This window comes from Pseudoalteromonas sp. Z9A4 (genome assembly GCF_011378845.1).
In the GTDB taxonomy this organism is placed as follows: domain Bacteria; phylum Pseudomonadota; class Gammaproteobacteria; order Enterobacterales; family Alteromonadaceae; genus Pseudoalteromonas; species Pseudoalteromonas arctica.
Genome location: NZ_WTLA01000021.1, coordinates 21,178 through 34,813, shown reverse-complemented (window position 1 = coordinate 34,813; position 13,636 = coordinate 21,178). Strand labels below are relative to the sequence as shown.

11 protein-coding genes are annotated in these 13,636 nt (G+C 40.1%); 4 read left to right on the top strand and 7 right to left on the bottom strand.

Annotation, left to right across the window (positions count from 1 at the left end; all coding sequences use genetic code 11):
* Window positions 1-131: 131 nt before the first annotated feature.
* From GQR54_RS14410 to GQR54_RS14400, 3 genes are all read right to left on the bottom strand, one after another.
* Window positions 132-2,114 (bottom strand): phytase, encoded by a 1,983-nt coding sequence (locus tag GQR54_RS14410; RefSeq protein ID WP_166378514.1) that lies wholly within the window; start codon window positions 2,112-2,114, stop codon window positions 132-134.
* Window positions 2,115-2,126: 12 nt separating this feature from the next.
* Entirely contained in the window at window positions 2,127-3,101 is a 975-nt protein-coding gene (locus tag GQR54_RS14405) for a metallophosphoesterase (protein ID WP_166378512.1), read from the bottom strand.
* A gap of 61 nt (window positions 3,102-3,162) precedes the next feature.
* Window positions 3,163-5,466: a TonB-dependent receptor gene (locus tag GQR54_RS14400; RefSeq protein ID WP_166378510.1), complete on the bottom strand. Its 2,304-nt coding sequence runs from the start codon at window positions 5,464-5,466 to the stop codon at window positions 3,163-3,165.
* Between the two features lie 297 nt (window positions 5,467-5,763).
* Between GQR54_RS14400 and GQR54_RS14395 the strand changes: the two genes are divergently transcribed.
* Window positions 5,764-6,684, top strand: coding sequence for a GGDEF domain-containing protein (locus tag GQR54_RS14395; RefSeq protein WP_166378508.1), 921 nt, complete (start codon window positions 5,764-5,766; stop codon window positions 6,682-6,684).
* Entirely contained in the window at window positions 6,668-7,669 is a 1,002-nt protein-coding gene (locus tag GQR54_RS14390) for an AraC family transcriptional regulator (protein ID WP_166378506.1), read from the top strand. Before GQR54_RS14395 ends, GQR54_RS14390 begins: the two co-directional genes overlap by 17 nt.
* A 1-nt stretch (window position 7,670) precedes the next feature.
* On the opposite strand, the gene GQR54_RS14385 is transcribed toward GQR54_RS14390, so the two are convergent.
* The 4 genes from GQR54_RS14385 to ettA form a co-directional block, all read right to left on the bottom strand.
* Window positions 7,671-8,174, bottom strand: coding sequence for a TlpA disulfide reductase family protein (locus GQR54_RS14385; protein ID WP_166378504.1), 504 nt, complete (start codon window positions 8,172-8,174; stop codon window positions 7,671-7,673).
* Window positions 8,175-8,236: 62 nt separating this feature from the next.
* Complete coding sequence (locus GQR54_RS14380) at window positions 8,237-9,145, bottom strand: histone deacetylase (protein ID WP_024593522.1); 909 nt, start codon at window positions 9,143-9,145, stop codon at window positions 8,237-8,239.
* Window positions 9,146-9,198: 53 nt separating this feature from the next.
* Window positions 9,199-9,567, bottom strand: a complete 369-nt coding sequence (locus tag GQR54_RS14375; RefSeq protein ID WP_007581201.1) for a PilZ domain-containing protein — start codon at window positions 9,565-9,567, stop codon at window positions 9,199-9,201.
* 156 nt (window positions 9,568-9,723) lie between these two features.
* Entirely contained in the window at window positions 9,724-11,397 is a 1,674-nt protein-coding gene (gene ettA / locus GQR54_RS14370) for an energy-dependent translational throttle protein EttA (RefSeq protein WP_007581203.1), read from the bottom strand.
* A gap of 223 nt (window positions 11,398-11,620) precedes the next feature.
* Here ettA and metA point away from each other — a divergent pair, with 223 nt between their 5' ends.
* Both metA and GQR54_RS14360 read left to right on the top strand, forming a co-directional pair.
* Window positions 11,621-12,568: a homoserine O-succinyltransferase gene (metA, locus tag GQR54_RS14365; protein ID WP_007376156.1), complete on the top strand. Its 948-nt coding sequence runs from the start codon at window positions 11,621-11,623 to the stop codon at window positions 12,566-12,568.
* Window positions 12,558-13,631, top strand: coding sequence for a homocysteine S-methyltransferase family protein (locus GQR54_RS14360; protein ID WP_166378502.1), 1,074 nt, complete (start codon window positions 12,558-12,560; stop codon window positions 13,629-13,631). Before metA ends, GQR54_RS14360 begins: the two co-directional genes overlap by 11 nt.
* Window positions 13,632-13,636 lie beyond the last annotated feature (5 nt).

Here is a 13,636-nt window from a genome sequence, read left to right as displayed (position 1 = left end):
AATTACACTTAACACTTAACACTTAACTGCAAAGGATTGTATAAAAGGCTCAAGTGAGCCTTTTATACAATTTCAAGGTAATTTCAAGGTAATCTCAAAGTGACATTAAAGTAATAGCGACTAAATAAGCACTACTTAATTGCTTTTTTTACTTCTCGCCAATCTATTATTTTAAAGTTTTGAGGCTGCTGTGGCATACGGTTATAACCATCTTGTACAACTAAAATACCTTCAGGATAACCCGGAAGAGACTTAGCTGTTACTGTTAACCCGTCGGTTTCTGATGAGCCATCAATACCATTAACCAAATCACTTATTACACTAAACTTACCTGCAAACTCTAAGCTAGGTGTTTTAATGCCTTGAGTACCATTCTTTATTTTATACAGTACGTAGCTGTTATCACCTTGGCTCGAAACAACCAAATAGCGTATTTTGTCGCTGTGGTAAATTTCCATACCTTCAACATCATCAACAAGTTGCTCATTTATGCCTTGTAGCATAACCGGTATACTTCCTGCCGTAGGCTCTGCACCTATAAACCAAATACCGGCATCTTCTTCGCCTACAAATAATTGTCCTAGTTCATCATCTGCACTACAGCCTTCTGGTTGGCTTGGTAGGTTAAACTCGCGAACAAGTTTGCCTGTTGTTTTTTCGTTATTCTCACTGATTTTATATTGCTGATACAGCCCCGATTTATCATTTACAAATACATAGTTCCCCGTATTTGACGAGTACATACATAAGCCATAAATTTCATCAAGATTAGTAGGAATATCAGTAATGTACTTCACATTATTATTAGCTTGTACTGTAAATACACTAATACCGTTAAGTGTTCGGTTACTGGCGGTTATTAATGTATTGGTACTGTTTTTAATTGTGCTATTTTGTCGCAGGTCCACGTTATTTAAACGACCAACTTCAAGTGACTGTTCAAGCTTGCCATTTAGGTTGTATACCATTAGTCCACGGCGTTTATCAGTGCCTAAAATTAAGCTGTTTGCTGCATTTTTAGGGTTAACCCAAATTGCCGGATCGTCTGCTGCATCACCAAATGCTTGAACGGGGGCTGTTTGTGCACTTGCCTTTATTTGAGTAATTGATTGGGTGCTGGTTTTTAATGGTTTTTTGATAGGTGTTACAGGTAATGTACTTTTAATATAAGCGCCTGTTTTGTCGTTATACAGCACTGCCGTTGCCGCGTTGTTACTTGTGTAATTTACCGCTACCGATTCCAAGCTCAAGTCACCATTTAACATCCAGTTATTAAACGCTTTGCCAATTGGATCATAAGCATACACAGTATTGTTTTTGGTACTAGTAAACCAAATCATACCATCTTGCGAAGCCGAAATAGCTCCTAGTTCACTGTGTAACTCTCCAAAGGGGGCGACTAAAGCAATCGGTTTTTTATCTGCTTGCGATTCAGCGTTCGCGTTTATTGCCCAAATGCCTACTTCGCTTTCACTTACATATAAGGTATTTGTTGTTGTACTTACAGCACAACCCGACGCCTCACTAACGCCAGAAAATTCACGTACATTTACGTTAACCGCTTTATCATTCGCTGTATCAAAAACAATAGTTTCGGTAATTAGCCCGCGTACATCAGGTACAAATGCTGATATTGATTCACTCGCTTTATTAGCAAATAAACACACTGTATCGGGTTGTGCTTGTGGTGGATTAATACGTGTTAGTTCAGTTGTATTCCAGCCACTTTGAGTGTGTTCAAGATTAAATATAACAACGTTATCTTGATTGTTATCAATAGTTGCAACCAAAAATGAGTGTGCTGTTAGCTTAGTGATAGAAAGTGCTTCAAAGTTACCTTTTTTTATAATGCTGCTTTGTTGCGTTTCACTTTCAACTAACACTAAGCCTTTGCTTTCGCTTGCTAGCAACCAATTGTTATTATTTAACCATGCCGCTTGTGAGCCTTGCATGTTATCTGTTGGACCAAATTCAGTACTATTAATGACTACTTTATCGGGTGTGTTTTTTACTGCCGTATTTGTAGCCATGTTACTATTGCTACACGCACTTAATGTACTGAGCACTAAGCTACTTACAATTAAGCTAAGAGATGTTTTTAATTTAAAATTCATAGTTGTTACCCTTTATTGGTCAAAGCGCTTTTGAGTGCTGTAACGCACTTCGCCTTTATAGTTAATAGCCGTTGCTTTTAGTGCTTCATTGTTAATCGAAAAGCTTAAAAATCCTGGTGTAGCTTCTGCAAAACGGGTAAATTCACGTTGTCTTACGTAACGCGCTTCGCTACCGCCACCAGATACAAAGTGGTCGAGTTTACTGCCATCTATTTGGTTATGTTGCAGGTCATGTTCGTGTCCTGCTATGTATGCTTGCACACCATTTTGCTCAAATATGGGCTCGAGTAAATTACGTAAATCTTCAGTAAGTCCGTAACGTTTTCCACTGCTATAAAGCGGGTGATGACCAACCACTATTTTCCATCGTGCTTGGCTATTTTCGAGCTGGCTATTTAACCATGTTAATTGCGCTTGGCTGTTTTGCCCTTGAGTTACTTTGTATTTTTCGCGTGTTTTGTATTCAGGATTTAAAGTATTAGTGTCTAAAAACACCATTAATATCTGCTCGCCACCTTTTAAAGTAAAGGTTTTGCTGTAATAGCGTGCAGGTAAATTCCAGCGCTGACTTTTTTTACTGTAATCAAGTTGTGCTTGCGCATTACCTAAATAATCATGATTACCCAGTACTACATACCAAGGCTCAAATGTATGTGGACCATGGTAAATATCTTCATAGGCACTTTGCCAAAGCGGGTCGTTAACACTTGCCACGCCATTGGGGTAAAAGTTATCGCCAGTTGAAATAGTAAAATCACCATCCGTTTGAAACATCGCTATTTCTAACTGGTGTGCTACGTCTTTTTGATAAAAATGCCCGTTATGACCCCAATCACCAATAACCGTAAAATTTAAGCTCTTAGGCAGCACCGTCAAGTTGGCAATTTTTTGTTGCTCGTATAATACATCGGTGTACGTTACGTTTGCCAATACGCTTTGTATACTGCATAAGCCAAGTGTTATTAGCAGTAATGTTTTTTTTATCATTATTGTTCTCCCATGTTTGGTAGCGCTAAATAAAGTGATTAGCACTACCTCATAAACTTATTTAAAACGCGTAACGCAGCATAAGTTGATAAACCGGTCCCGCTTCTTCAGATTCAATTTCGTACTCATCAAAGCTTCTACTAAACTGATCCTCAACGGTATCAAATTTATTAAAGGTTTCGTCTTTACTTGCATCAAGTAGGTTTGAGCCCACCAAGCGTAGCGTTACATCTTCCCAACGTTTTTCTAAAAACACTTCAAAGTCGGCACTGTAAGATGTAGTGATTTCTTCACCTACAATACGTCCATATGCATCACCTTGCTTGCGGTAAGTTACGCCAAATGCAGCTTTGAGTTCGGGTAAGTCTTGAATAAACCCAACGTTATAAACGTAGTCTGATTGGTCGTTAAATTTGCGAGTTCCAAAAAAATCGGTTACTTCACTATCAAGCCATGAGTAGTTTAAAAATACACCCGTATTAGGCATGCTAAATGTGCCAAGTGGAGTAGATAAATCAAGCTCAACGCCTTTAACATTACCATCGCCTGTGTTGCGTGGTTGCAGTACAAATGTACCTTCGCCCTCAGAGCCTTCTTGTCCTGTATTTGCTATTTCTATTAGGTCATTTACTTTGCGATAAAATAAATTAATACCTACAACGCCACTTTTTCCTAAGCGATACTCGTAGCCTAAGTCCATACCCCAAGCTGATTCTGGTTTTAATTCAGGGTTCCCTAGTTGGTCGTTATCGCCAAGCTCTTTTTCGATAAGTGCCGGCGTTAAAAAATCAAACTCAGGGCGGCGTAAACTACGCGCAATCGATGCACTTATACGCCCATTTTCGCTAACGTTATAACGAAAGTGTGCCGAGGGGAGGATAAAGTCGTAACTATTATTTTCGGTCACGCCAATTGTTTTATCATTAATTTCAGAATCGGTAGACTCCCAGCGAACGCCCAGCTCCCAAGCAAATAAATCATCTTTGTGCTTAACAAGGGCAAATAAGTCAAAGCGATCTTCTTCTAAAGTATTTACACCACCAGTAACCGCTTCGTACTCGCTATTAAATGCAGCAAGCGTTAAAGGTGTTGCTGCGTATTGATCCCAACTGGTAAGTGCAAGTTCTAATTCGTTTTGCGATTCTAAAATTTCACTGTCGCGTTTTTTATTTTGTAAAAATGCACCAAACTGAATTTCTTTGCTGTCACCCCAAGGTTGGCTGTGTTGCCACTGTAGAGTCCATTCTTTATCATCTATTTCACTTTTAGTTTGCTCTTCTTCAAATATCATGGGCAGCTCTGAGGTATCTAATTCGACTTCTTCCTCATAAACAGACTCTTCAAACCTAGCAAAGCCAAATTTAAACTTACTTGTGCCACTTAGTAGTGGAAATTCATAAGCGGTATTGATGTTGTAATTAGTTTGGTCAATATATTTAACATTGGCATTATCTGTTTCTAAGTTACCGCCATTTACAATATCGTTATTGGTTGCAGTTGGGTCGTTGTATTCAAATGAACGTTCATCCTCAGTACGCTCTGTATCAACCCACATAGCGCTAATATTAAACTGACTATCGTCGTCAAAAACAATTTCGTAGCTGGAGTTAAGTGACGTGTCGTCGCCATCGCGAGTGTCAGATTGGTCTTCGCGGTTATCAAATTCTTCTGTTTGAAAATTTATATTGTTTTCAGGGCTATCGCCGTAGCGCAAACTAGTTTTTTGTTTTGGGTTATATCTGCCTTGTAAATTTGCACCAAGTAATAAGCGCCCACCAGCAAATTCAGTACCGTACACTGCAGCTAAGCTTTCTTTAAATTCACCATCATCATAAAACAAGCCACCAGCACGCAAGTAACCGCCATCTAAACTGTAACCATCGCGCAATACAATATTTAATGTGCCCGCAATAGCATCGGCTGAGCGGTTAGCACTTGATGAGCGAATGATTTCAACGCGTTCAATTAACTCAGCCGGAATTCGGTCAACAAAAAATGAACGATCGGCACCAGCGCCAGGTACTTCTTCACCGTTTATAAGCACCTTTGTATAAGCAGGGCTTAACCCCCGCATACGTGCACCATCCGATTCAAGTACATCCGATAAAAATGTAACACTGGGTACTCGTTTTAATGCATCGCCTGCGGTTAAAGGTTCAAAACGTTGAAAGTATTCTTGTGAATATTCTAAGGTTGGTGCGAGTTCGTCTGAACGGTTTCTGTAACCAATTTCACCATATACAACAATTTTGTCAGAAACTTCGATATCTTTTTTTGTAGTTTCTTTTGCATCATCTTCTGCATAAGCCGTTAAATTGCATAAGGTTAATGCGGCTACCAGTACTTTTATTTTAAAATGTTTCATTGTATTTGCTCTTGGTTATTACTGGGTTGTTTCTTGGTATGGCGAGCAAGCTAAAGATATTTGGTTACGTAAATGTGACAGTGTTTAGTTTAAATACATGTATTTAGAGGTATTTGAGTAATATGTAGAGCGTACTGAGCTTTTATCACTCCTTGTAAAGTCAGGTGTTATGTACCGTGCAGGGCTGTTTTTAAAGTAGGTATCATCTCGTTGTCATATAGCTGAGCTAATATGACCCTGCTAACACAAACTTGTATGAACTAACTTTAAAACTCATTTATAAACGAGATACCGCACATGCGATTTAACCCCTTTATCAGCCACCGATTATTAATAAACGCTATTATTGCGATGTTTTTTAGCGCTGTGTTTTTAAGTAGTTACTTAGGTGTATTAAAAACTTACGCCAGTATTCAGTGGCTCGATATTATGGGGGAGGGCGGTATTGTATTAATGACCCTTGTATGGATTGCCGCGTTATTAATTTCAAGACCACCGAGTAAAGTAACCACTTACTTAGTGATAGGTGTTGGGCTATTTATGTTCTCGGCAACCCTAGATTTACTTGATGAATGGCTAATGCATCCCGCCCATCAATGGCTCAGTTGGATTGAATCTCTGCCAGCACCTTTAGGTATGTTGTTAACGAGTGTGGGTTTGTATTATTGGCATCAAGAGCAGTACGTATTAAATCGTCAGCTACGCCGCCGTGAAGCACATTTACGTGAGCACGATAAGGTGTGCTCAGTTACAGGTCTTTATAAGGCGCAGTACCTAGATTCAGCAATTAAAGAGCAACTTACGAGCAAACAACCACTCTGGCTTGGGGCTATTGATATTCGTGATTTTTCGCATTTTAATAGTGAGTTTGGCTTTAGTGAGGGCGACCGGTTACTGCGTGAAATTAGCGAGCTATTGTTAATGAATTGCCGACTAAGTGATGTAGTGTGCCGCTACGCAGGAGATTGCTTTATGGTATTAATGCCAGCCACTACAGAGCAGCAAGCTAAAGAGCTGATGGCACAAATTAAAGGAGCTCTAAAGCATTGTGCATTTAAAGTTGAAGCATCTAAAAAAGCAAAGTTTCAATATATCACTACCGCCTTAATACAAGGTAATAAGCATAGCAGTACAGATAAACTAACAAGCCAACTTCATAGTCAATTACAACAAAAAAAGCATCAACAAAAAGTAGCGCACCGTGCACATGTTTGTTAGCCAAGACGATAAATATTTAAGCGCTCAAGGGCTTATTACGTCAGCTGTAGAGCTTGCTCAAAGCCGAAACATAAATTTACATAAGCTGCTACGCGGAACCGGTGTTTTTGAACAAGACTTACTTAATTTTCAGCATACATTTAGTGTGTCTCAGCAGGTGCGTTTATTAGCTCAATTTAAGTTGTTGATGAAAAGTACTGACAGTGGTTTTTTACTCGGTAGCCAACTTATTAACGACACTCGAGCCGAAGCTCAGGCATTAAAATATAGCGATAATTTAGCTCAAGTATTAAAGCAATTATCACTTTTAAGAATGCAATTAGCGCCTTTGCTGTTTAGCCAAACGTATATTAAAAACGATAATGTTTATATTTATATTCAGCCAGCACATGGGCTTGATGAAAGCCTTTACCACTATGTGCTAGAGATATACAGCACTGCATTTTATAGTTTACTTAAACGAGTGAGCGAAAGTTACCCGCATTGTCAGTTCGACTTTGCTTTTAAACGCCCTCGGCATATTCAAGAATACGAACAAAATTTAGGGCTAAAGGTAAGTTTTGATAAGCCATGTACTCGCTGGGTATTAAATAAAACCATGTTAAGGGCTAAAAACCCGCATGCGAGTCAATTACGATTTATGCAAGCGCAGTCGCAGCTACATAATAAAAGCGTAGTTAGCATGACTTTTATTGAAGCCGTCTGCAGATACTTATACTCTCACCCAAGTGCTAATTTAGAGTGTACCGCAAAGCACTTTGCTATGAGCTCAGCTACATTTAAGCGCAGACTCAAACTCAATGGGGTACGCTTTTCAGCGTTAATAGATGAGCAAAATAAGCACAAAGCTATTTACCTACTTACTCTGTGCGCTAAACATAACGAACAAGTCGCTGAGCATTTAGCTTTTTACGATATACCTAACTTTCGGCGCGCCTTTAAACGCTGGACAGGCTTAACACCTAATCAGTTAAAAGCGCAATAAGTTACTCAGTTGCCATGTCGATGGAGTGCAACAATGTTCGTGCCTTTAAATGTAGGTTTGCGTCCTCTGGGTTTGACGTATTAGTCAGCCAAATTACATTACCTTCTTTATTTACAAACAATGTAGTAGGTGTGCCTCGTATACCTAATTGCTGTGCTATTGCATCGGCTTTTACGGCTGTTTTAAAAGTATAACCTCTATCGCTAAGCGCTTTAGCGGGAGTAGCATCGTCATCTTCTTTAAAGCTCACGGCAATAACTTTTAATCCCATATCATCAATTTTTTGAAGTGCTGGCTGCAGCTTTTTACAGTACGGACACCACGTTGCCCAAAAGTGTAAAACGTAAGGTTGACCTAATAAATCTTGAGTATTGAGCGGCGACCCATGAGCCATTTGTAAATTTAATGTAGGTAGCTTAGGGTATGTTTCTTGCGTACTTTCTTCTTGCGAATAGCTTGTAAAGCTTATAAAAATTAGTGCGATGGCAATAAATAGTTGTTTCATAATATGTTCGTTCTTATTTTACATATTAAATAAGAACGAGAATTTAACATTTTTATTTCAAACTAAAAGCGAGCGGCTTGCTCAACAACAATAGCATGGCGTTTAGCGAGGCGAAGATGGTCTTTATCGTAGCCACCACCTATTACTGTAGCAACGGGTGTGTTGTGTTCAAGGCAGCGTTTTAGCACTAAATGGTCGCGCTTAACTATGCCATCCCAGCTAATATCTAATTTACCCAAGCCATCGCCTTGCCAAATATCAACGCCAGCATCGTAAAGTACCAAGCTTGGGTTTAGCTCTTTAAGTAAATAACTCAAGGTGTCGTCAACTATGGCAAGGTATTCGTCGTCTTTCATATTATCGGCTAAGCCAATATCTAAATCGCTAGCGGATTTTCTAAAGGGGAAGTTTTTTTCACAATGGATAGAACAAGTATAAGCGTATGCTTGATGCTCTAACATTGCGGCTGTGCCATCACCTTGGTGCACGTCTAAATCAAAAATAAGTACGTTAGTTACTTCACCCGATTCAATTAAAGTTTGCGTGGTAAAGGCTAAATCGTTAACCATGCAGTATCCTGAGCCAAAATCGGTATGCGCATGGTGTGTACCACCGGCTAAGTGGCACGCTATACCGTGTTTGAGTGCTAAGCGGGCTGTTTGTAACGTCCCTTGAGGGGCTGTGAATGTTCGTGCCATAAGCTCTTTTGACCAAGGTAGGCCAATGCGACGCATTGCTTTTTCATCTAAGCGGTTATTCCACAAATCGTGTATGTAATTTTCGCAGTGTATTAGCTCAAGTGGCTCTGGCGTGCCTAATATTGGCTCAACCAGGTTATCGCCAATCAAGCCCAGCTTTGCTACATGCTGATATAAATGTGCAAACTTACTCATTGCAAAACGATGCTTTGGATCGAAATTAAACGAGTAGTTAGGGTGATACACCAAAGGTAAATGTGGATTTAAAGTCATGTTTGCACAAGTTAAAAAGTTTGCACTATGGTAATCAACTAATCCAAATGAGTCTATTCTTGCGTGTCGTGAATCAACATAGCGAGTTCGCGATGTAATAGTTCGTCATCAGCTAAGTTTAGCTCTATTAAACGCTTTAAATAAGTAATGCTGTCTATATCAATATGGTGGCATTTTAAACCAATATGATCCGCTTCTATATGGCACACCACAACCTCCATTTTTATTTCTATTTCGCTTTGAGGCAGCGAAAAACGCAGAACAGCTTGGCTATTTTGGTTGCCAATAAAAGCATCACATTTAGTGATTAATGCGCCATGCAAAGATACATCAAGTAATTTACATGGGTATTGGTGATCATTAAAAATCACTTGTGCATCGGTTGAAAATAAAACACGAGAAAACTGACGACGATTTTGCATAACCTAATTTAGCCTTACTGTTTTTATAATAAATTAAGCATAGCGGGTAATTCTCTACATGCTAGCAGGATATGCTCCTGTAATGCTGGTGGCATAAAAAAGCCCCGCATAAATGCAGGGCTTAGTATTACTGTAATAAATTAGCTACAGTAAATATTAACCAATTTTTTTGTACTTAATACGTTTAGGTTCAGTTGCTGCTGCACCTAGTGTCTTTTTAAGCCACTCTTCGTATTCAGTATAGTTACCATCAAAGAAGTTAATTTGACCTTCGTCGCGGTAATCTAAAATGTGCGTAGCAATACGGTCAAGGAACCAACGGTCATGCGAGATACACATTACACAACCAGGGAACTCTAAAATAGCGTTCTCTAGTGCGCGTAGTGTTTCAACGTCCAAGTCATTAGTTGGCTCATCGAGTAGTAACACATTGCCGCCAGCTTTTAATAACTTAGCAAGGTGTAAACGGTTACGCTCACCACCTGATAGGTCTTTAACAAACTTTTGCTGATCGTTACCTTTAAAGTTAAAGCGACTTACATACGCACGGCTTTGGAACTCAAAGTTACCAATTTTCAGTACGTCTTGACCGTCTGATATTTCTTGGAAAACAGTTTTGCTTTCGTCCATACCGTCGCGGAACTGATCAACAGTAGCAAGGTGTACGCTTTCGCCAACGGTAATGCTACCGCTGTCTTGCTTTTGCTCACCACTGATCATTTTAAACAGCGTTGATTTACCCGCGCCATTAGCACCAATAATGCCCACAATGGCACCTTTTGGCATGCTAAAGCTTAAATCGTCAATTAAAACGCGATCGCCAAAACTCTTACGAAGATTAGTTACTTCAAGTACTTGATCCCCTAAGCGCGGGCCAGGTGGAATAAACATCTCGTTAGTTTCGTTACGTTTTTGGTAGTCAGACTGCTGCATTTCAGTAAACTGAGCCATACGTGCTTTTGACTTAGCTTGGCGACCTTTAGGATTTGAACGAACCCATTCAAGTTCTTGCGCAATTGATTTTTGACGTGCTTTTTCAGATTTTTGTTCTTGCTGTAAGCGCGCATCTTTTTGTTCAAGCCAAGAAGAGTAGTTACCTTCCCATGGAATACCTTCACCACGGTCAAGCTCCAATATCCAACCCGCTACATTATCAAGGAAGTAACGGTCATGCGTAACCGCCACAACAGTGCCTTCGTAATCGTGTAAGAAGCGCTCTAACCATGCAACCGACTCAGCATCCAAGTGGTTAGTTGGTTCATCGAGAATAAGCATGTCTGGTTTTTCAAGCAATAATCGACATATAGCAACACGACGACGCTCACCACCTGAAAGGTGCTCAATTTTAGCATCCCATTCTGGTAGGCGAAGTGCATCAGCAGCACGTTCTAAAACGTTGTCGATGTTATGACCATCGTGCGCTTGAATAACAGCTTCAAGCTCGCCTTGCTCTTTTGCAAGTGCGTCAAAGTCAGCGTCTTCCATGGCGTATTCGTTATACACTTCGTCAAGACGTTTAAGTGCGTGTTTAACTTCGCCAACAGCTTCTTCAACAATTTCACGAACTGTCTTGCTTTCGTCTAAAACAGGCTCTTGCGGTAAATAACCAATTTTTGTACCAGGCTGAGGATGTGCATCACCTTCAAAATCTTGGTCAACACCGGCCATAATACGTAGCAACGTAGATTTACCAGAACCGTTTAAACCAAGCACACCAATTTTAGCGCCAGGAAAAAAGTGTAACGAAATATCTTTTAAGATAGTGCGCTTAGGTGGCACAACCTTAGATACTCGACTCATCGAGAATATAAATTTATCAGGTAAAACCATGGAGGAAAGCCTTCAAATAATAATAAAAATTTCAATGTTGTATTGTAGTGGCTGACAGGTGAAACAGTCAACGAATGGCGGGTTTTAAAGCACTAAAGCATGCTTGTAAGTAAAGTATAAAATCATGAATAAATTTCATTTAGACATCTATACATCTAGAGGTTGATATTTTTCACTTTCAGTTCATAATTAAGCTTCGGTTTTTATGAGCAGGAATAAAAATATGCCAATTACAGTAAAAGACGAGTTGCCGGCAATTGCACGTTTACGTCAAGAAAACGTATTTGTAATGCCAAAAACACGTGCAAAAACGCAAGAAATACGCCCAATGCGTTTGGCTATTTTAAATTTAATGCCTAATAAAGTAGAAACCGAAGTTCAGTTTATTCGCTTGCTTGCCAACTCGCCTTTGCAAGTAAACGTAGAGCTACTGCGTCTCGACACTCACCGCAGTAGCAGTAATTCAGAAGAGCACCTTGATACCTTTTATCGTTATTTTTCTGAGGTTAAAGACAACAATTACGATGCGTTAATTGTAACCGGTGCGCCACTTGCCCATTTAGAATACGACGATGTAGCGTATTGGGATGAGCTAAAAGTCATTATTGATTGGGCTGAGCAACACGTTACCTCTACGTTATTTTCGTGCTGGGCAGCACATGCAGCGCTATATCATCGTTACAATTTAAAGCGCGATTTAAAAGACGACAAACTGTGTGGCGTATTTACCCACCAATGTTACTTTGATCACGGCGCACTGACTCGCGGATTCGACGACACCTTTTTGGTACCGCACTCACGCTACGGCCACATTGATATAAATAAAATAAACGCTTGTGATGAGCTAGTTGTACTGGCTGGTTCTGAGCGAGTAGGGGCTTACTTACTTAAAAATAAATCGGGTAGCCAAGTGTTTATAACCGGCCACCCAGAGTACGACGCCGACTCGCTAAAAGCAGAATACGAGCGCGATTGTAAAAAAAGCCCTAATGCACCAAAACCCGAAAATTACTTTCCGGATGACGATGCAACCAAACAACCTTCAAAAACGTGGCAAAGCCATGCTTTTTTACTTTTTTCGAACTGGTTAAATTACTACGTGTACCAAACCACACCGTATGATATTAATTTAGTTAGCCAAGACGTGAGGACTAACAACTATGCCGAATAACGCTCCTACAAATAATAAGCAAGCCGAAATAAGCGCCGCATTAAAAGAACGCATTTTAATTTTAGATGGCGCTATGGGCACCATGATCCAAGATCATAAGCTAGAAGAAGAAGACTATCGCGGAGAGCGTTTTAAAGACTGGCATGTATTAATTAAAGGCAATAACGATTTATTAAGCCTAACCAAGCCCGATTTAATCACTGATATTCATCGTGGTTTTTTATCAGCGGGCGCCGATATTATCGAAACCAATACGTTTAACTCGACCACTATTTCGATGGAAGATTACGACATGGCAAGCCTAAGTCGTGAAATAAATCTAGAGTCGGCTAAATTAGCACGCGCCATTTGTGATGAATTTACGGCTAAAACGCCAGAAAAACCGCGTTACGTAGCCGGTGTTTTAGGGCCGACATCTAAAACGTGTTCAATTTCGCCAGACGTAAACGATCCGGGTTACCGAAATGTCACCTTTGATAAGCTGGTTACTGCGTATATTGAATCAACACTTGCATTAATGGAAGGCGGCGCCGATTTAATACTAATCGAAACTATATTCGATACCCTTAATGCAAAAGCCGCCTCGTTTGGCGTAGAAGAAGCCTTTGAGCAAGCAGGGCGTAAATTACCAGTTATGATTTCGGGGACTATTACCGACGCCTCTGGCCGTACGCTTTCGGGGCAAACAACCGAAGCATTTTATAATTCTATTCGCCATATTAAGCCTATTTCAATTGGTCTAAACTGTGCGCTTGGTCCTGATTTACTGCGCCAGTATGTAGAAGAGTTATCGCGCGTGTGCGAAACCTTTACATCGGTACACCCTAATGCAGGCTTACCAAATGAGTTTGGTGAATACGACTTAGAAGCGGGCGATATGGCAACTGAAATTATCGATTGGGGTAAATCGGGCTTTATTAATATAGTAGGCGGATGCTGTGGCACCACGCCTGCGCATATTCGCGCTTTTGCAAAAGGTTTAGCGGGCGTTAAACCACGCCAACTACCGGAGCTTGAAGTACGCATGCGTTTATCAGGCCTTGAAGCCTGTAACTTAAATTAAGGAGC